The sequence below is a fragment of the Kribbella sp. NBC_01484 genome (assembly GCF_036227145.1).
In the GTDB taxonomy this organism is placed as follows: domain Bacteria; phylum Actinomycetota; class Actinomycetes; order Propionibacteriales; family Kribbellaceae; genus Kribbella.
Genome location: NZ_CP109437.1, coordinates 6,445,155 through 6,464,731, shown reverse-complemented (window position 1 = coordinate 6,464,731; position 19,577 = coordinate 6,445,155). Strand labels below are relative to the sequence as shown.

Here is a 19,577-nt window from a genome sequence, read left to right as displayed (position 1 = left end):
CCGGGCTGCCCTTCACGGCCCGTCAAGTGCCGCGCAAACTCGCCTGGCTGCCGGCTCGCGGCGGGCGAGGGTTTAGTTGGAGGCGGGCTTGCCGCGGCGGTGGCGGAGAACGCCGACGGCGAGGACCAGAAGGAGTGCGGCTGCGCAGGTGATGGGGAGGATGAGGTCGTTGTAGGTATCGGTGGGGGGTGCGGCGGTGAGGTCGTTGTAGCTGTCGGTGGAGGGTGCAGTGGCGACGTCGTAGCCGCCGGCGGTGCCTTCGTCGGAGTAGTGGGTGCCGGGGAGTTTGTCGGAGTAGCGCGTGGCGACCAGGTCTTGGTAAGCGGCGACTGTGATGGGGGCGGTGCCGATGGACTTGGCGGCGGCGGGGTTGAGGGGGCGGATCCGGGTGCCGGTGAGGGCGTACCAGGCGCCGATCTGGGGTTCGGTGAAGACGAGGGCGCCGCGGGCTGCGGTGCTCATGCGGGCTTCGGTGTTGCCGCTGGCTACGTTCACCGGTTGCCAGGTGCCGGTGGCCGCGTCGAGGGCGGTGAAGACGGTCAGCGACTGATTGCCTTGGGTGGCGGCAGTTGCGGCGTACCAGAAGGTTGCCACGGGCGCCGAGGTGTCGCGGACGAAGGCCGGATTGAGGGCGTAGATCGCGTGGGTGTCCGGCGCGACGGCGAGTTTGCCGGTGGTCTTCGCGGAGCTCGTGGTGGCGAGTTTGCCGAGCAGGCGGAGGGCGGTCGGTGACTGGGCCGCAGTGGTTGCCTTGGACAACTCAGTGGCGGAGACCGGTTGCGGGGTCGCCGCATTCGCACCACCGGCGAAGGTCATCAGCAGTCCGAGACCGACGGCCAGTACGGCGGCGGAGCGGAGCAGGATGTTCTTGGGGCGGGGCATGGTCAGGCTCCGATCCGGTACAGGGAGTGGGTCCAGGTGAACTGGGAGTTCGACCGGTACCAGTTGTAGGTCGAGTAGTTGTAGCGCGGGTCGTCCGGCCAGGGGTTGTAGAACTCGATCGTCGAGTCGGAGGAGTCGTACCCGATGATGTCCATCATGTGACCGCCGCCCGACGTCCAGCCGATCCGCGTCATCACCGGGCGCCCGGCCGCGATCTCGGTGACGAGGGTGCTGAAGCTCAGCGTGCCCGAGACGTAGCTGCCGGCGCTGATCCCGATCGAGCGGAAGGCCTGCTGGTCGTTCGCCAGCGTGGCCTGGTTGTTCGGGCAGGTCGCGTTCTGACTGTTGCCGAAGGCCAGGTTGCAGAACTGGTTCTGCGAGTACGCGCGTCCGTAGAACGCCGCGATGCTGTTGCCGCTCGCCGCCCAGCACCAGTTCGACTTCTGCTGGGACTGCCCGGTGACGTTCAGGTAGTAGCTGCCGGGCGCGGCCGACGCCGGCGGCGCGAGCGGTGCCAGCGCGGCCAGTCCGAGGATCGTTGCCAGCAGCAATGACCAGGAGCGGCGGGGGCGAAGCCTGCTCATGGAGCCTCCTTCGATGGGTGGTGGATGTCCATCGTCGGGACCCGGCCGGGCCGCGGCAAGAACCGGCGTACGACGCCACCGCCCGCTGTGAACGCGAAGCTGCCGTGAACAGCGGGTGACAAGCCGGTGCCGGACTGTGCTGTGAATGTTTACACTGAGCCGCGGACCGCCATTCCCTAGGAGCGTCACCATGATCGAATCGTCGGTGCCGGCTGTGACTCCTGAGACGTCGTTCGCCGAGGCGCTGCGGCAGGCGATAGCGCGCCGCGGCCTCGCCCTGAACCGGATCCGCACTCACCTCGCCGATCGCGGCCTGCAGGTCGGGGTTGCCACGCTCAGCACGTGGCAGAGCGGCCGCCGCATCCCTCGCGACGACTCGCTGGCCGTCATCACCGCGCTCGAGGAGCTCCTGCACCTGCCCACCGGCTGGCTGACGGTCCGCATCCCACCCGCCCGCAGCGAGCCGGCCTGCTCCACACATCCGTACGCCGTCGTCGACTACGCCGTGGCCCTGACCGAGCTGCTCGATCGGCTCCGCCGCGACGCCCACGGTCGCCTCCGCAACGTGACCGTGCTCGAGGAGCTCCACCTCGGCCCCGACCGGAGCGGCCACCTAAGACGCGTGACCCAGAGTGTCATCGCCGTACAACCGGTGGATCGCCTGATCATCGCTGCCCAAGGCGAGCCGGGCTGCAACGTCGACCACATCGCCCTGCGCGCGGTGAGCGGCTGCCGGACCGGCCGGATCGCACGCCATCCTGACACCGGCGCGATGCTCGGTGAACTCCTGCTCGACCGCATGCTCGCAGTCGGCGACACCGCCGTCGTGCACTACGACATCGAGGACCGGACCGGCCTACCGGCGATGGACTATCAGCGGTTCAACGAGTGGGGCGGGGCCCACTACGTGCTCGAGGTGCAGTTCGACCGGGCCGCTCTGCCGGTCCGAGTGCACAAGTTCCGCCGTCGCCACACGAGTGGTCCCGACCTCGTCCGGCGCGACCTGATGCTCACCCCCGACGGCCGAGCGCACGTCGTGGAGCCGTCCACCGATCCCGGCACCGTCGGCATCGCGTGGGAGTGGGACTGACGCTCAGGTCTGGAAGCCGGCGTGCACGTGGTCGTGGTGGGTCTGGTCGGAGAAGAACGCCGCACCGGACAGCTGGTACGGGCCGCCGACGTTGTACGAGCCGAGCGACTCCGCCGCCCGCATGTACGACGTGATCAGCGACCGTGAGGTGCTCGGGGCAACGACCGGGTGACGATCGATCTGCCAGGTGTCGAACGCCCGCCCGCGCGGGTGATCGCTCGGCCTGCTGGTGCCGAAGACATCCAGTGGATGACCGGAGCGGATCACACTGATCCCGATCCGGTACGTCGTGGCGAGCTGCAGCATCGTGGTGAGCACGCTGTCATGCACCTGCCCCGACCGGATGTCGGCCGCGGATGCCGGCGGCAACGAGATCCGATCACTCGCCAGCACCTGCCGCGCCGCCGCCGACAACCGCGCGGCCGCCGCTCCAGGCTGCGCCGGGTGCGTCGCCGTCACCCGCCAACTCCCCCGCGACTTGCTCAGCCGTACGTCGACCGTCGTACCACCGCTGACCACACGCCCACCGCTGATCGTGTACACCCGGCACGGCACCAGCACACTCGCCGAGTTGCTCAGGATCCCGCCGTACTGCGCATCGATCACGTCAATCACCGACCGCGTCCCAGCCGGCCGCAGCAACTTCACCACAGCCGCCACCGCCACCGCCTTGGCCTCAGGCTGGATCTCCCCGGACCCAGGTATCCACGCCCGCACCGAAGGCAGCGCGACCGTGGGAGTAGAAGCCGGCGCACTCGGTGTAGCCGGCGCCGTCGACGCCGTTGGCGTGCTAGGTGCCCTCGACGTCCCCGCGGGACTCGAGGCAACCGAACTGCTCGGCCCACTGTCAGCCGAGGATCCACTGCACCCGGCCAGCAACCCAGCACCCGATACCAGCAGTCCGCGACGTCCAAGCCGACCTGACGAGCTCATACTCGCAGTCTCCCCCGGCCCTCAAACGCAGCCAGGTCAGCTGGGCGACCAGCCGGTCTCCCGCGCCCACCGCTCGGCGCCCGCGATCAGCACCTGCGTCGCCGGTGCCTTGATCTGCCCGTAGTCAGCCCAGTCGGTCACGCTGACCGCCAGCCGCTGCTTGAACGCTCCCCAGCCGACCCGCGCCGCCTCGTCGGCCCGCAGGTAGTCCCGGAACAGCAACGCATACCGAGCGTTCGGCCCGCCCGCGATCCGGAAGTGGATGTTGGACGACCGAGCCCCCACCGGTGGCGCGAAGACACGCTTGCGGCTCTGCGTACCGCTCGAGACCTCGAGGACGTTCCACGGCTCCGGCCTCAGCCGGAAGCCCAGCCCTTCCATCGTTTCCACCAGCCCATCGCCGTCCAGGTCGGCAGTCCGCACCTGCACGTCGATGCAGTCCTTGGCCGGCAGACCGGGCACCGAGGTGGATCCGACATGATCCACCGCCACCGCCCGATGCCCCAGCGCCGCAGCCAGCCTCCCGGCGATCAGCTCGAACTCGTCCGGCCACCCCGGCTGATAGTCGACAACTGAAACCGACGCGTGGATCTCATCAGGAAAGGGCATCGGACCAGCTTGCCGAGCACCGGACCTGGTGTCGACCGAGTTATTGCGTGACGCGGTAGACGTCGAAGACGCCTTCGACGGAGCGGACGGCCTTCAGGACATGGCCGAGGTGGGTGGGGTCGCCCATTTCGAAGGTGAAGCGGGACTTGGCGATCCGGTCGCGGGTGGTGGTGAGGGCCGCGGACAGGATGTTCACGTGGTAGTCGGACAGCACCCGGGTGATGTCCGAGAGCAGGCGGGCCCGGTCCAGCGCCTCGACCTGGATCGCGACCAGGAAGACGGACTGAGCGGTCGGGGCCCACTCGACCTCGACGATGCGCTCCGGCTGGGTCTGCAGGTTCTCCACGTTGGCGCAGTCCGCCCGGTGCACCGAAACCCCGGCGCCGCGCGTGACCCAGCCGATGATCTCGTCGCCCGGCACCGGCGTACAACACCGGGCCAGCTTCGACAGCACGTCCGTCGCGCCCTTGACGATGACACCGGCGTCGCCGCGAGCCGTCCGCTTCCGGCGCTCACGACTGGCCGGCAGCCGCACGCCCTCGGACAGATCCTCGGCCGCGCCCTCCTCACCGCCGTATGTCTCGATCAGACGCCGTACGACGGCCTGTGCGCTGACGTGGCTCTCGCCGACCGCGGCGTACAGACCGGTGACATCCGGGTAGCGCAGCGAGTTGGCCACCGCGGTGAGCGTCTCATGCGAGAGCAGGCGCTGCAGCGGCAGGCCCTCCTTGCGGAGCTGCTTGGCGATCGCGTCCTTGCCGTGCTCGATCGCCTCGTCGCGGCGCTCCTTGGAGAACCAGTGCTTGATCTTGTTCCGCGCGCGCGGGCTCTTGACGAACGTCAGCCAGTCGCGCGACGGACCGGCGCCCTGTGCCTTCGAGGTGAAGACCTCGACGACGTCACCGTTCTCGAGGGTGCTCTCCAGCGGCACGAGCCGGCCGTTGACCCGGGCGCCGATGCAGCGGTGCCCGACCTCCGTGTGGATCGCGTACGCGAAGTCGACCGGCGACGACCCCGTCGGCAGCGACATCACGTCGCCGCGCGGGGTGAAGACGTAGACCTCGGAGTTGTTGATCTCGAACCGCAGCGAGTCGAGGAACTCCGACGGGTCGGAGGTCTCCCGCTGCCAGTCGACGAGCTGCCGCACCCAGGGCATCTCGTTCGGCCCGCCGATCTCGGTGGTCGGCGCACCGGCCACGTCCGGCGCGGCGGTCGTCGGGTCCTCCTTGTACTTCCAGTGCGCGGCGATGCCGTACTCCGCCCGGCGGTGCATCGAGAACGACCGGATCTGCAGCTCCACCGGCTTGCCCTGCGGCCCGATCACGGTGGTGTGCAGCGACTGGTACATGTTGAACTTCGGCATCGCGATGTAGTCCTTGAACCGGCCGGGCACCGGGTTCCACCGCGCGTGCAGTATGCCGAGCGCGGCGTAGCAGTCCCGGACCGACTCGACCAGCACGCGGATGCCGACCAGGTCGTAGATGTCGCCGAACTCGCGGCCGCGCACGATCATCTTCTGGTAGATCGAGTAGTAGTGCTTCGGCCGGCCGGTGACGGTCGCCTTCACCTTGGCCCCGCGCAGGTCCTCGTGCACCTGGTCGATGACCGACGCGAGGTATTCGTCCCGGGACGGCGCGCGCTCGGCGACCAGCCGGACGATCTCGTCGTACACCTTCGGGTGCAGGGTCGAGAAGGACAGGTCCTCGAGCTCCCACTTGATCGTGTTCATACCCAGCCGGTGGGCCAGCGGGGCGTAGATCTCGAGGGTCTCGCGAGCGATCCGCTCCTGCTTCTCCTGCCGCAGGAAGCCGAGCGTGCGCATGTTGTGCAGCCGGTCGGCGAGCTTGATCACCAGCACCCGGATGTCCTTGGCCATCGCGACGACCATCTTGCGGATGGTCTCGGCCTGCGCGGACTCGCCGTACTTGACCTTGTCGAGCTTGGTGACGCCGTCGACGAGCATGGCGATCTCTTCGCCGAAGTCGCGAGTCAGGTCCGCGACCGTGTACGGCGTGTCCTCGACGGTGTCGTGCAGGAGCGCGGCGCACAGGGTCGGCGCCGTCATACCGAGCTCGGCCAGGATGGTGGCGACCGCGAGCGGGTGCGTGATGTACGCGTCACCGCTCTTGCGGAGCTGGCCGGTGTGGTACTTCTCCGCGGTCCGGTAGGCGCGCTCGATCATGCCGAGGTCGGCCTTCGGGTGGGTCGCACGGACGACCCGGAACAGCGGCTCGAGCATCGGCGCGCGGTTCGGGTGCCTGGTGCCGCCGAGGCGGGCGAGCCGGGCGCGAACGCGGGCGGGCGCGAGCCGGGGCGGTTGGGCGGCGGGCGGCGACACGGGCGCCGGGCGAACGGGTGTGGGCGCGCGCGGGGGCTCCTGCGGTACCACGTTCGGCACCGCCGATGTCATCGCCGGGTCTTCGCCCACGTTGTGTCCCTCCGCCGACAGACCACCAGTCTAGGGGGCGACGGCCAACGAGGCAGAAACACCCTGTGGACAACACGCCGGGTAGGGCGACTGATTCACACCGTGACGAGGGCGGTCAACTGCTCGTCGGCGAGGCGTTTGCGGCCCGGCAGGAAGGAGAGTTCCAGCAGCACCGTCGTCCCCAGCACCTCGGCGCCGCAGCGCCGGATCAGCCGCAGACACGCCTCGACCGTGCCGCCGGTGGCGAGGACGTCGTCGATCACGAGCACCCGCTCCCCCGGCGCGAACGCGTCCTGGTGCACCTCGATGGTCGCCTCGCCGTACTCCAGCGCGTACGACTCCTCGTAGGTCGCAGCCGGCAACTTGCCCTTCTTCCGCACCGGCACGAACCCGGCGCCGAGGGCGAGCGCGACCGGGGCGGCCAGGATGAAGCCGCGCGCCTCGATCCCGACCACCTTGTCGACCACCGGGTTCCCGTCGTCGTCCTTCCCGGAGGCGGCCAGCGCCTCGACCACCTGGGCGAACCCGCTGTGGTCGGCCAGCAGCGGGGTGATGTCCTTGAACACCACCCCCGCCTGCGGGTAGTCCGGGATGTCGCGGATGCCGTCGGTCAGGACCTGCTCGAGCGACCGCATCACTTGCCGCGCTTCGACCGCGGCTTGCGCGTCGGCTGCGGCCGACCGGCCGCTGTCGCCTTCATCGGGCGTGCCGCGGGCGTCGGCGCCGTACCTGCCGGCCGGTCCTTCTTGCGCGGCGTGTCCTGCTGGACGGACCGCGCGGCGGCCGCACCCGCACCCGCAGCAGCACCCGCGGGCGCCACCGCGACCGGAGCAGCCGCGCTCGCCGCCTGGGCCCGCCTGGCCATGACCCGGCGGTGCAGTGCCTGCATGCCCGGCTCGCGCTCCTTGAAGGTCGCGAGCAGTGCCGGCGCGATGAAGATCGACGAGTACGCACCGACCGCGACACCGACGAACAGCGCCAGCGACAGGTCCTTCAGCGGCCCGGTCCCCAGCACCACGGTGCCGACGACGAGGATCGAGGCGATCGGCAGCAACGCGGTCACCGTGGTGTTGATCGACCGTACGACGGTCTGGTTGACGGCCAGGTTGGTTGCCTCGGAGTAGGTGTACCGGTTGTTCCCGGTAATGCCCCGGGTGTTCTCCCGGATCTTGTCGAACACGACGACGGTGTCGTACAGCGAGTAACCGAGGATCGTCAGTACGCCGATCACCGTGGCCGGCGTGACGTCGAAACCGACCAACGCGTACACGCCGACCGTGATCGTCACGTCGTGGATCAGCGCGATGATCGCGGCCGCTGAGGCCTTGGGTTCTCGGAAGTAGGCCCAGATCACCAGGAACACCAGGCCGAGGAACACAACCAGCGCCCAGATCGCCTTGTCCGCGATCTGCTTGCCCCAGGACGCGCCGATCTGCTGTGAGGTCACCTGCTCGATCGGGATCCCGGCCTGCTTGGCGATCGCGGCCCGGACCTTCGCGATGTCGTCCTGCGCCAGCGGCTTGGTCTGCACCCGCACCTTGTCGGAGCCGATGGTGGTCACGACCGGGTCGCCGAGATCCTTGGCATTGGTCGCCTTCACCACGTTCGTGAAGTCGTCGACGGTGCTACTGGTGACCTTGACGTTCGCCTGGTACTCGACGCCGCCCTTGAACTCGATGCCGAGCGCCAGGCCCCGGGCGAACAGGCCGACCAGCGACACGACGATCAGGGCCAGGGAGATGCCGAACCAGAGCTTGCGATGACCGATGAAGTCGTACGAGACCTCACCGCGGTGCAGCTTGGCACCCAGCTGTCCGAGCTTCGACATCAGACCTCCCCTCCAACCGGCTTGGGCCTCGACGACGGCTTGGCAGGCCGGGCCGACGGTTTCGTCTGGCCCGGTAGCCGCTCGACACCGAGATGTTCGGGATCCAGACCAGACAGCTTGTGGCCGTGACCGAAGAACTCGGTCCTGGCCAGCAGCGTCATCAGCGGCTTGGTGAACATGAAGACGATCAGCAGGTCGAGCAGCGTGGTCAGGCCGAGCGTGAACGCGAAGCCCTTCACACTGCCGATCGCCAGGACGTAGAGCACCGCCGCGGCGAGCAGCGAGATCGAGTCGGCCGCGATGATCGTGTGCTTGGCGCGGGCCCACCCGGTCTCCACCGAGGAGCGCAGGCTGCGGCCCTCACGGACCTCGTCGCGGAGTCGTTCGAAGTAGATGATGAACGAGTCCGCGGTGATACCGACCGCCACGATCAGACCGGCGATGCCGGCCAGGGTCAGGGTGAACCCGATCGCATGGCCGAGCAGACAGACGAGCTGGTACACCAGGATGCCCGCGATCCCCAGCGACGCCACCACGACGATCCCCAGCCCCCGGTAGTACAGGAAGCAGAACGCGACGACCAGGATGAGGCCGATGATGCCGGCCCAGATGCCCGCGGTCAGCTGGTCGCCACCGAGCTGCGGCGACACGGTCTCGACCGAGGAGATGTCGAACGAGACCGGCAGGGCGCCGTACTTCAGCACGTTCGCCAGGTCGCGCGCCTCGGCCTCGGTGAACGTGCCGGTGATCTGCGCCTGGCCACCTGGGATCGGGTTCTCCACGCTCGGCGTCGAGATCGTCACCCCGTCGAGCACGATCGCGAACAGGTTCTGGCCCTGACCGCGCTGGGAGATGTTCGTGGTGGCCTTGAGGAACTTGTCGCCGCCCTCACCGGTGAACTTCAGGTTCACCTGCCACTGGAAGCCGCCCTGCGGGATGCCCGCGCTGGCGTCGGCCAGGTCGGTACCCCTGAGGATCGCCGGGCCGAGCAGGTACTTGTACTGCTTGTTGCGGTCGCAGGAGAACTGCGGCAGGCTCGGGTCCTGGGTCTGCGGGTCACCGCACTCGAACTTTGCGAACGCGGCTTGAATCGCCGCGTCCGGGGTGTAGGTCAACGGGTCGCCGGTGTTGGTCGCGGGCGCCGGCGGCGTGGCGGCCGGCGTACTCGGCTTGGCGGTCGGCGTCGTGCTCGGCTTCGGAGTCGGCGTGGCTTCACCGAGCGCACTGGTCCAGGCCCGGCCCTTCGGGGTGGTGCTCGGCTTGACCGTGGTGCCGGGCTTCACCGTCGTACTGGGCTTCGGCGTCGTGCTCGGCTTCGGCGTCCCGGTCGGGGCCGGCGTCGGTGTCGCCGCCGGCGCGAGCGCCTGGGCGTCGTAGACGATCCGGAAGTAGAGCAGCGCGGTCTGGCCGACCTGCTTCACCAGCGCGTCCTGCGTGGCGCCCGGGACGGCCACGTTGATGTGGTTTCCGCCGGAGGTCGTGATGTCGGCCTCCGCGACACCCGCGCCGTTGACCCGCTGCGAGATGATGTTCTTCGCCTCGTTCAGTTGATCGGCGGTCACCGAGCCGCTGCCTGCCACCGGCTTCGCGGTCAGCGTGATGGTGGTGCCACCGCGCAGGTCCAGGCCGAGCTTGGGCTTCCAGGTGTTGGTCAGCGCCATGATCCCGAACAGCAGGACCACGATGACCGCCAGGGCGATCAAGTTCCGCCAGGGCCTGGATGTCGTCGTCGTTGCCACGTCAGATTCAACCTTTGTGCTTCTGGGCGCGCCGCAACGTCGAGTGGACGCCGGGCGTCGCGCCGCAGGCCGTTGGGACGGAAATCAGTTCTCGGTGTGCGTCGGCGGCAGCTTCGGCGCGTCCTGCACCTTGCCGTCGGCCTTGTCCTTGCCGGCGTGCGGTACGTCGACGGTGTCCTTGGCGGTCCCGTCGATCATCGGCTCGTCCGCGTCGTCGACGCCGTCGTCGTCCGGGACGACCCGGCCGACCGCGGCCTTGACCACCTGCACCAGCACGCCCTCGGAGATCTCCAGGGTCACGTACTCGTCGTCGGTCTCTTCGACGATGCCGACCAGACCGCTGGTGGTGATCACCTTGGTGCCGGGGCTGAGCGCGGCCACCGTCTCTGCCTGCCGGGCGCGCTGCTTACGCTGCGTGCGGCTCATGAACCAGATCATCCCGACAATCAGGATCAGCGGCAGCAGCAGCGTGATGCCGGAGCCGCCGGAAGAGGCCATCGGTACGGCGAGGAGTTGCATCGGGTCTCAGAATCCTTCGTCGATCGGGAGTACGGGCGTCCGGCACGCTCTGCTCAAGCGCGCAGGTCGCAGCGGAATGGCCTGAGGTCAGGCCATCGGGGAGTCTAACCCTGAGCGGCAACAAGTACCTCATGACACCGGGTCACGTTTGAGTTACTCGCTACGCAGTGTCTACGTACCGGCACCCACGGACGTTCCCTCGGTGTCAGTCTGGGTCGAACTCTTTCAGTCGTCGTCGGTGTCGAACAGAGTGTCCGCGAAGGTGGCGCCCTTCGGGACCTTGAGCCCGATGTGCCGCCAGGCCGCGGGCGTGGCGACGCGGCCGCGCGGCGTACGGGCCAGATAACCGGACCGGACCAGGAATGGCTCGGCCACTTCCTCCACGGTCTCACGTTCTTCGCCGACCGCAACCGCCAACGTGGAAAGACCCACCGGTCCCCCGCCGAATCGGCGGCACAGCGCGTCCAGAACGGACCGGTCGAGCCGGTCCAGGCCCATTTTGTCCACCTCGTACAGCTCCAGCGCCGCCTTCGACAGCGCGAGCGTCACGATGCCATCGGCCCGTACCTCCGCGTAGTCGCGGACCCGGCGAAGCAGCCGGTTCGCGATCCGCGGCGTACCGCGGGACCGGGACGCGATCTCGGCCGCGGCCTCCGGGGTGATGTCGACCTCGAGCAGCGCGGCCGACCGGTTCACGATCTTCTCCAGCTCGGCGGCCTCGTAGAACTCCAGGTGACCGGTGAACCCGAACCGGTCCCGCAGCGGCCCCGGCAGCAACCCGGCGCGCGTGGTCGCGCCGACCAGTGTGAACGGCGGGATCTCCAGCGGGATCGCGGTCGCGCCCGGCCCCTTGCCGACGATCACGTCGACCCGGAAGTCCTCCATCGCCATGTAGAGCAGCTCTTCGGCGGGCCGCGACATCCGGTGGATCTCGTCGAGGAACAGCACTTCGCCCTCGCTCAGACCCGACAGGATCGCGGCCAGGTCGCCGGCGTGCTGGATCGCCGGACCGCTGGTCACTCGCAGTGGCGCGGACAGCTCGCTGGCGATGATCATCGCCAGCGTGGTCTTACCGAGCCCGGGCGGGCCGGACAGCAGGACGTGATCCGGAGCCCGGCTGCGTCCGCGGGCGGCGTGCAGGACGAGCTCGAGCTGCTCGCTGACCCGGCGCTGCCCGCCGAACTCGGCCAAAGTGCGCGGCCGCAGCGCGGACTCGATCTTGCGTTCCTCGAGATCCACCGCGTCCGCGGACACGAGCGGCCGGACGTTGTCCTCCATGGATTACGCCTTCGAGAGCACGCGCAGCGCGGCGCGGAGCAGATCGGGGACGGACGGGTTCGGGTTGTCGGCGGCGAGCGGCGAGACCGCGGTGACGGCATCCTCCGCGTCCCGGGCCGACCAGCCGAGGCCGACCAGACCGGCGTGCACCTGGTCACGCCAGGCCTCCTGCGCCTGCAGCGGACGGCCGGTGACCGTCTTCGACGGCGCACCGATCTTGTCCTTGAGCTCCAGCACGATGCGCTGCGCGCCCTTCTTGCCGATGCCGGGAACTTTCACCAGTACGGCGAGATTCTCGGTCGCAACCGCCTGTCGCAGCTGGTCCGGGCTCAGCACGGCCAGCGCGGCCTGCGCCAGCTTCGGCCCGACTCCGGACGCCGTCTGCAGCAGCTCGAACAGATCCTTCTCGTCGTCGTCCGAGAACCCGTACAACGTCAGCGAGTCCTCCCGCACGACCATCGAGGTCGCGACCCGGGCCTCCTGCCCCGGCCGCAGGCCCGCCAGCGTGCCGGGATGGCAGAACACCTGCAGGCCCACTCCCCCGACCTCGATCACGGCACTGTCCACCCCGATGGCCGCCACCGGCCCCCGCACGAACGCGATCATCTCCTGCCTTCCTGTGCTGCCACCGCGGCCCGCAACCTGGCCAGCTGCAGGCGGGACTGCGCCTGCGCCAGGGCCTCGAGGTTCGTCCGGCTCGCGGCCGCTTCCTGCAACTTGCTCGTCACGCCACCACGCCAGACGTGACAGATCGCCAGCGCCAGCGCATCGGCTGCGTCAGCGGGCGTCGGGCGCTCGGCCAGCTTGAGAATCCGGGTGACCATCGTGGTCACCTGCTCCTTGTCGGCCCGGCCCGATCCGGTGACGGCGGCCTTGACCTCACTGGGCGTGTGCAACGCGACCGGCAGACCGCGCCGGGCCGCGACGACCATGGCCACTCCGGACGCCTGCGCCGTACCCATCACCGTGCGGACGTTCTGCTGCGCGAACACCCGCTCGACCGCTACCGCATCCGGCCGATGCTTGGTGATCCACTCCTCCAGCTCGGCCTCGATCCGGACCAGCCGCTTGGCCACGTCCAGGTCGGCCGGCGTCCGGATCACCCCGACGGCGACCAGCGTCGGCGGCTTGCCCGGGGTGCCCTCGACGATGCCGAGGCCGCACCGGGTGAGCCCCGGGTCGACGCCGAGCACGCGCATGGACCACCTCCGAACGTTTGTTCGACAACCCTAGTCGGCGGTCCCGGACAGCCGGAAATCGACGCGCCGGATCAGAAGTAGTCGAGCATGTACGGTGTCGGCCCCGCGAAGGCGGCCTCGATGGCTGGATCCGCGGCCACCGATCCACCCTGAAGCAAGCCAGCTCCCCGCAGCGCTGCGAGCGACGTACCGGCGTACAAAGCAGCCAATCCGCGCGGCCCCACCCCGATTGCGTCCCCCGACGACTGCGCCTTCGCCAGTTGCCCGGATCCGTCAGCCACCGACAGATGCCAGTCCCCGCTGTTCTCCGGTACGTCGGGATCCTCGATGCGCACGTCCAACTCCAGTACGGCGCCGGCCGCGAACCCACGGGCCGCGATCGCCGCCGGGGCATCGAGCAGCCGCAGCATCCACCGCTGGATCTCGGCCGACTTCGCCGCCTCGGTCTCGACCATCAAGTGGATCGGATCGGCCGGCGGAAGGTAGGCATGCACCGTCTTCGCGGTCGACGACCCCGAACCGACCGTCGCCCACAACGCCCGGGCGGTCCGCTCCGAGCCGGCGATCAACTCCTCGATGCCCAACTCCTCGTCGCCCGCCCAGTTGTACAGAACGAAACCGTCCTCGGCGAGGAACGCGGTGTTGTCCTCGTCCGCGAGCCACTCCTCGATCTCGTCGAGCGGCCAGATCAGCGGACCGTTCGCCCGCCGGGACTCGTTGACCCGGCTCGCCACCTCACGGAACCGCTCGGCGTCGTCGGGACCGGCCCTCCGGATGCTGACGTCCTTGCCGCCGAGCCGGCGCAGATCCGCGGACTGGAAGGAGAACTTGTACCGCGAGCCGCCGAACTCGTAGCCGAGGTGCCGATAGATCACCGTGGTCGCCGGATACAGCCCGGACAGCGGGAAGCCCTTCTCGGCCGCGCGCCGCAGCACCCCACGCATCAACTTGCTGCCGACACCACGCCCGCGGTACTCCGGTGCCACGACCACGCCGGCCACACCAGCCATCGGGACCCGCCGGCCGCCCCACCATTGCTCGAAGTCCCAGAACCGAGCCGCCGCGACCACCTCGTCCCCGTCGGCGACCCCGACGTACCGGCCGTCCTCGAGGAACTTGACGGCGTACTTCCACCACTCGTCCCGGGCCCCCGACCCCAACGCCCCGAACGACTGCCTCCGGACCCGCAACACGTCCTCGAGGTGGTCTTCGGTGAGGTCCACCAACCGCAGCGCATCAGTCACGCCGTCGACCCTACGACGCGGGCCGGTCCGTCACCCACAGATGGATCGTGCCTTCCACAACCACGGTGCCGTCGTCGCGAGTGGCCTTGACCTTCACGGGTACGTCGGGACCCGCGGTCCACGCACCCGGATCCGTCTCGGCGGAGCAGGTCAGGTCGGAGGTGGACTTGGCCAGGTAGGCGACCTCCATCCCCTTCGGCAGCCACCGCTTGCCGCGCGGAACCGTCGCCTCCGCCAACGCCCCCATGGCCGCCTCCAAACCGTTGCACACGGCAATCGCATGCACGGTCCCGATGTGGTTCTGCACCGCCCGCCGCTTCGGCAGCACCAGCGCCGCATAGTTCGGACTCACCTGCACGAACCGCGGCCGGATCGACCGGAAGTACGGCGCCCGCCACGTGAACGCCCGCGAAAACACCCGCTCCCCACCGGGCACCACCCGCAACCGCTCCCACATCCCCAACACCTGACTCGCCATGTGCTTATGTTACCTACGAGTCACTTTTCGTCGAGAGAATCTGCCTAAAGGACCCCGCTTCGCGGCGCCAGTCTTTCGGCCGCCTCCGGCGGCAGTCGCGCAGCGCCAAGACGACCGGACGCAATCGGCGAGACAACTGCCTGCGGCGACGCAGCCACGGGGGGAACTGGATCTGATCTGCGAGGGTCGCTCATAGGCGCAGCAGCATGAGCTGGACCGCAGCAGGCCGGCTCGACACATCACCATCTGCTTGCCGATGACCCGCCGGACGAATCCAGCTGCACGCTCGGTTCGCACCCCGAGCGGTGGTGCAGCCGACCAACCTCGCCAACCCGATCGTTCACACCATGTGACCGGTCGATGCCCTCGGGATTATGGCGGGCCTCCTTGTTGTCTTGGTGCAGACGAAGGATGCGCCCATCCGCCACACCTGCGTCTGTCGGGACCAGAACAACCACCAGAGGACGATGCATCGGCCGGCTGCGCCCGTGCTCTATCTGCTTCTCGGGGTCTGCGTTGACCGCGACGGGTTCGCCTTCGCCGTAGGCTCCGACATGTTACCAGTGCACGCCGCCACCGTTGCCGTATCTGCGCTGCCGAAGGCACCCGGGGAACGGCCGCCGAGAGGCAGCGAGCTTTTCCAGAGACGGGCGACCTCCCGGAGGCGGCGACTTTCACCGGCTGGCGACATCTCTTCACACGCCGAGATGGCCGGGAGTGTCGGCGCAGTCGTGTGGTGTCGAAGACAGGCAACGGTCAAGCGCCGGAACGAGCAGGGTGGTTAGGTCGGGTATTCGCTTCGGGGACGATTGACTCTGATGGTGCCGGCGGGGGTCACGTGGAAGGTGAAGCCGTGGGGTGTGGTCCATTCCAGGGTCTGGTGGTCGAGGCGGCGGACGGTCCAGCCGTGGGCGTGGGTCTTGACCCGGTGACCGTAGCGGCCGAGGGGTGCGAGGTTGGTGCTGTTGGTTTGGCCTGGTGGGCCGAGGGGGTCGTAGGGCCGGAGGTGGTCCAGGTCCATGCCGCTGCGGGTCTCTTGGGTGCCGAACGGGAACAACTCGACCGGGTGGGTGAGTTTGACGCGTTCGCGGATCCGGTCGGGGATCTCGTAGGCGTCGACGCTGACCGCGTCGTTGAGGTCGATGACGGGCTTGACGGTGTACGGGCCGTGGCCGATGAGCTCGCTCAGCTGGTCGGCGAGCAGCGGGCCGATGGCTTCGGCGCGGAGTACGCCGGTGCCGGTGGCCAGGGTGTGGTCGGTGAGGTGGACATAGATCTGGGTTTGTCCCGGGCGTGGCCGTCTACTGCCGCTGGCGCCGCGCGTGCGGTCGGTGCCGGTTGGTGTGTTGGGGTGGGTGTAGGCGTCGAGTTTGATCTGGGCCAGGCGCGCGTGCAGGGCGCGGCGTGCGGCGGCGTTCAGGGGTTCGCCGTCGTCGGGGTCGAGGTGTAGGCCGGGGTCGGAGGGGTCGAAGGGTTCGATCGGCACGGTGTCGGGGGTGTCGAGGGGGTCGGGCAGGTCGCTGGTGCTGGGGTGGGGTGCGTCGCGGTCGGCCTCGTCGTCCGGGCGGGCCTCGTCGCGGACGCTCGCCCGGACGTCGTAGGGGTCTGCCTCGGGGTCCACGGTGTCGGGAGCGGCGGTGTCCGGAGCGGTGCTGTCCGGAGCGGTGCTGCCCTGAGCGGTCCCGCCTCTCGCGGCGCCCGGAGCGCTCGTGCTCGGAACGGTCGCGCCGGGCTCGGTGGTGCCCGCGGTGGTGTCCGTGGCGCCGGTGGTGGGTGGAGCGGTGTTGTCGTGTGCGGTGGCGTTCGGCGCTGTGTCGGTGGTGCTGTGGAGGTGGTGGCGGGCTTGGGTGAGGAGTTCTTGGGTGTAGCGGGGGTCGGCGAGGATGCCGACCGCGTCCGCGCGGCGGTGCTGGACCGGGCGGGTGTCGCCGAAGGTCTTCAGCGCCTCGGCGATCGCGTCGAGGGTCGCCTTGTTGCGGATCACCGCGCCGGCGGCGGCCTTGATGTACATGGTCTTGGTGCCGTGCTCGTCGCTGTGCCCGACGAACACGCCGCGTTCGCGGGTCTTCTCGGCGGCCTCGGCCCGCGCCAGGTCGGGATCGGTGTGCATCCTGGCGGCCTGGACGATCTTGTTCAGCCGGTATGGGGTGATCGAGTCGATGAGGCTTGCGATCCGTTGGTCGACGTAGGCGGCGGCGTCCTGGGTCAGTTTCGCGCAGTCGGCGACGATGCGGCAGGCCTTCCACGCGGTGGCCTCACCGGCCAGGACTCTGGCCCAGGTGAAGGGGAATCGGTGCCGCAGCGCCAACGCCTGACCCACGTAGTTCGCCGCGACCCACGGGGAGATGCCGAGCATGACCGCGAACTCGGCGATCGCGAACTCCAGGATCTCCGGGCAGCCGTCGCCACCCAGCACGACCGCGCGTTCGCGGCCGTCGCAGGCACGGCGGCCCGGGCGGGCCGGGCCCGCGTCAGGGTGAAAGCGATCGGCATAGACCAAGGCGACCTCGAGGACCCGGGCATCGGCCCGGGTGCCGACGGCACGCCACTCGACGGCCGACTCCAGCAGGTCGGCCGTCGACAGCGTCGCCAGATCTCCTTCGAACATGTGTGCGATTCTACGCACCGCCACTGGACCGCCGCAAATCGACGAAGACCCCGAAACCCCTTATCCACAAGGGAAAACATCACACAACGATCGACCGACGAAACATGTACTCTCAAGCGGCGGCGGCCAGGGCCGGGAGCACGTCGTATCCGAAGTTTCCGCGTCCTCCTTGGTGTCGTTGCCCCGATCTGGTCACGCAGGACAACCGTCATTCCGCGTCGATGAGGTCCCAGCGGCGTTTGGGGAGGACGCGGACGGCGAGGACTGCTGCTGCGGCACCCACAAGGAAGCCGGGGATCGTCCATCGCCAGCCGGTGAACGTTCCGGGGGACGCGGCTTGGGTTGTTGCCGGCGGCTGTGCAGCGGCGGACAGTTGCTCCGCCGAAGGCTCAGAAGCCGGCGCCGGAAGGTAGTCGAGGGTGGTCGGGCCCCCGTCGAAGGTCTGGCCGTGCAGGAGCTTAAGGGCGTCGAGGAGCTTGATGAGGGCGGCGCCGTCCGTGGCGAGGTGCCACGTCGGCGTCTCAGGCATGCTGCCGGTCGTCAACGACTCGGTGGTCGCGATCCAGGGTCCACCGGGTGCGTCGGGGTAGATGATGTCGATCCGCCAGACCGACACGTCGTGGATCAGCCACGTCGCCCGGACGAAGTGACCCGACGCATGCTCCTCGACGTTGCCCGCACTCCCCGCGCTGGTCGATCCGCCGTTCTCGGTCACCCGCTGGAGTTCGCCGTACGCCGGATCCTCGTAGCCGACGGCAACCACATGCGGTGGCGCGCTGAGGATGACGCTGGTCGGGCCGCCCGCGTGCGCGGGGGTGGCGCCGAGGGCGGCGACGGCGAGCAGGGTGGCGAGCAATGCGAGCGTGCGGCGGACCATGGCGGCTCTCCCTGAAGTCGAGGACTCACCCCGGATACACCGCCGGCGGCTAGGAGGTTCCGCTCGCCAGTTCGACGGCCTTGGCCTTCTCGACCCCTTCAAGGCGGAAGGTGACTCCGTCGCGCACCCAGACCAGCGTGGGTCCGGCGACGCGTACGACACGCTCCGCGCCGTTCGCGTCCTCCAGCACGAGCTCATGCGGCGTCTTGAACCAGTAGCCGTCGATCCCGGGCACATATTCAAGGCTCGCGTAGTACTTCTTGATGTACCGCATCGACATCTGCGCCTGGAACTGCTCCAGCCGAACGCCGTCCCAGCTCATCGCCACGAAACCCTTCGATGCCTCGACACCGACCGGAGCGCCCAGGTCCTTCGGCTTCACAGGCTTGAAGCCGGCGACACGCTCGGCCTCCTCCAGCGACAGGTGCCCTGGCACTCCAGGCACCGGTGGCGCGGTGCTCGGTCCGGTGCCGACAGGCTGGGCCTGCACTCCCCCGATGTTCAGCCACTCCGCGACGGTCGCCCGTACTGGCGGTGTGAGCGCCGCACCGGCAACCAGCACTAGCAATCCGGCCACGAACGCGCGCCAGCGGTCCCGCAGTCGCCTTCGCACGGGCAGATCGGCCACGCGGGACAGCACTGCGGCGGTCAGGTCCTCAGCCACCGGAGGTACGACCGCAGAACGTCCGAGGACTCGCAGTTCCTCGTCCAAGTTCATCGCTGCACCTCCTTGTCGGGTAGTGAGTCCCGCAGACGCCCCAGTGCGCGGTGCAGCCGGGACTTGACCGTTCCGCGCGGCCAGCCGAGCACTACCGCCGTCTCCTGCTCGTCCAGGTCCAACAGGTAGCGGCAGGTCACCACGAGCCGCATCGGGTCGGGCAGCGCGCGTACTGCGGCCAGCAGCTCGGTCCGCCGCTCCAGCGACACCGCCTCCTCCGCTGGATCCAGTACGACGTCCAGCGGCACGGCCAGCTCCTCACGACGAGATCGGCGGCCGCGGGACCGCACTGCATTCCGTGTCTCGTTCGCGACGATCCGCAGCAGCCACGGACGGAACGCCGACCCGGACCGGAAGCCCCCGAGCGCCCGATACGCCTTGACGAACGCCTCCTGGACCACGTCGTCCGCATCCGCGCCTGCTCCGAGGAACGCCGCCGTACGCTTCGCCACCGAGGCATGCCGCAGCACCAACTCGCCGTACGCGGCCGATTCCCCACCACGCACCCGAGCCAGAATCTCCGCCTCGTCAGCCTGACTGATCGCGCCTCCTGGTCAACTTCC

19 protein-coding genes are annotated in these 19,577 nt (G+C 69.1%); 1 reads left to right on the top strand and 18 read right to left on the bottom strand.

What is annotated here, in order from left to right; all coding sequences use genetic code 11:
• Positions 1-72 precede the first annotated feature (72 nt).
• Both OG555_RS31440 and OG555_RS31435 read right to left on the bottom strand, forming a co-directional pair.
• Positions 73-882: a hypothetical protein gene (locus tag OG555_RS31440; RefSeq protein WP_329476169.1), complete on the bottom strand. Its 810-nt coding sequence runs from the start codon at positions 880-882 to the stop codon at positions 73-75.
• 2 nt (positions 883-884) lie between these two features.
• Positions 885-1,466 (bottom strand): papain-like cysteine protease family protein, encoded by a 582-nt coding sequence (locus tag OG555_RS31435; RefSeq protein WP_329476168.1) that lies wholly within the window; start codon positions 1,464-1,466, stop codon positions 885-887.
• Positions 1,467-1,656: 190 nt separating this feature from the next.
• On the opposite strand from OG555_RS31435, the gene OG555_RS31430 reads away from it, so the two are divergent.
• Positions 1,657-2,556, top strand: coding sequence for a hypothetical protein (locus tag OG555_RS31430; RefSeq protein ID WP_329476167.1), 900 nt, complete (start codon positions 1,657-1,659; stop codon positions 2,554-2,556).
• Positions 2,557-2,559: 3 nt separating this feature from the next.
• Here OG555_RS31430 and OG555_RS31425 read toward each other — a convergent pair whose 3' ends face one another.
• From OG555_RS31425 to OG555_RS31350, 16 genes are all read right to left on the bottom strand, one after another.
• Complete coding sequence (locus OG555_RS31425; RefSeq protein WP_329476166.1) at positions 2,560-3,216, bottom strand: hypothetical protein; 657 nt, start codon at positions 3,214-3,216, stop codon at positions 2,560-2,562.
• Positions 3,217-3,525: 309 nt separating this feature from the next.
• Positions 3,526-4,098 carry a GrpB family protein gene (locus OG555_RS31420; RefSeq protein WP_329476165.1) on the bottom strand — a complete coding sequence of 191 codons (573 nt, stop codon included), beginning with the start codon at positions 4,096-4,098 and terminating at the stop codon, positions 3,526-3,528.
• 40 nt (positions 4,099-4,138) lie between these two features.
• A complete protein-coding gene (locus tag OG555_RS31415) occupies positions 4,139-6,337 on the bottom strand; it encodes a RelA/SpoT family protein (protein WP_329484906.1) in 2,199 nt (732 codons plus the stop codon).
• Between the two features lie 284 nt (positions 6,338-6,621).
• Positions 6,622-7,161: an adenine phosphoribosyltransferase gene (locus OG555_RS31410; RefSeq protein ID WP_329484905.1), complete on the bottom strand. Its 540-nt coding sequence runs from the start codon at positions 7,159-7,161 to the stop codon at positions 6,622-6,624.
• A complete protein-coding gene (gene secF, locus OG555_RS31405; RefSeq protein WP_329476164.1) occupies positions 7,161-8,354 on the bottom strand; it encodes a protein translocase subunit SecF in 1,194 nt (397 codons plus the stop codon). Before secF ends, OG555_RS31410 begins: the two co-directional genes overlap by 1 nt.
• Complete coding sequence (gene secD, locus OG555_RS31400) at positions 8,354-10,054, bottom strand: protein translocase subunit SecD (protein ID WP_329484904.1); 1,701 nt, start codon at positions 10,052-10,054, stop codon at positions 8,354-8,356. Before secD ends, secF begins: the two co-directional genes overlap by 1 nt.
• A gap of 123 nt (positions 10,055-10,177) precedes the next feature.
• Complete coding sequence (yajC, locus tag OG555_RS31395) at positions 10,178-10,612, bottom strand: preprotein translocase subunit YajC (RefSeq protein WP_329476163.1); 435 nt, start codon at positions 10,610-10,612, stop codon at positions 10,178-10,180.
• A 225-nt stretch (positions 10,613-10,837) separates the two neighbouring features.
• The gene (ruvB, locus tag OG555_RS31390; RefSeq protein ID WP_329476162.1) at positions 10,838-11,890 is read right to left on the bottom strand and encodes a Holliday junction branch migration DNA helicase RuvB; all 1,053 of its coding nucleotides are present in this window, start codon (positions 11,888-11,890) and stop codon (positions 10,838-10,840) included.
• Positions 11,891-11,893: 3 nt separating this feature from the next.
• Positions 11,894-12,496 (bottom strand): Holliday junction branch migration protein RuvA, encoded by a 603-nt coding sequence (gene ruvA / locus OG555_RS31385; RefSeq protein ID WP_329476161.1) that lies wholly within the window; start codon positions 12,494-12,496, stop codon positions 11,894-11,896.
• Positions 12,493-13,089: a crossover junction endodeoxyribonuclease RuvC gene (ruvC, locus tag OG555_RS31380; RefSeq protein WP_329476160.1), complete on the bottom strand. Its 597-nt coding sequence runs from the start codon at positions 13,087-13,089 to the stop codon at positions 12,493-12,495. The genes ruvA and ruvC overlap by 4 nt, the downstream gene beginning before the upstream one ends.
• Before the next feature lie 71 nt (positions 13,090-13,160).
• Positions 13,161-14,333 carry a GNAT family N-acetyltransferase gene (locus OG555_RS31375; protein WP_329476159.1) on the bottom strand — a complete coding sequence of 391 codons (1,173 nt, stop codon included), beginning with the start codon at positions 14,331-14,333 and terminating at the stop codon, positions 13,161-13,163.
• Positions 14,334-14,343: 10 nt separating this feature from the next.
• Complete coding sequence (locus OG555_RS31370; protein ID WP_329476158.1) at positions 14,344-14,811, bottom strand: hotdog fold domain-containing protein; 468 nt, start codon at positions 14,809-14,811, stop codon at positions 14,344-14,346.
• 781 nt (positions 14,812-15,592) lie between these two features.
• Positions 15,593-17,419: a hypothetical protein gene (locus OG555_RS31365; RefSeq protein WP_329476157.1), complete on the bottom strand. Its 1,827-nt coding sequence runs from the start codon at positions 17,417-17,419 to the stop codon at positions 15,593-15,595.
• A gap of 208 nt (positions 17,420-17,627) precedes the next feature.
• A complete protein-coding gene (locus OG555_RS31360) occupies positions 17,628-18,296 on the bottom strand; it encodes a hypothetical protein (RefSeq protein WP_329476156.1) in 669 nt (222 codons plus the stop codon).
• 49 nt (positions 18,297-18,345) lie between these two features.
• Positions 18,346-19,014 (bottom strand): hypothetical protein, encoded by a 669-nt coding sequence (locus tag OG555_RS31355; RefSeq protein ID WP_329476155.1) that lies wholly within the window; start codon positions 19,012-19,014, stop codon positions 18,346-18,348.
• Complete coding sequence (locus tag OG555_RS31350) at positions 19,011-19,520, bottom strand: RNA polymerase sigma factor (RefSeq protein WP_329476154.1); 510 nt, start codon at positions 19,518-19,520, stop codon at positions 19,011-19,013. The genes OG555_RS31355 and OG555_RS31350 overlap by 4 nt, the downstream gene beginning before the upstream one ends.
• Between the last annotated feature and the right edge of the window lie 57 nt (positions 19,521-19,577).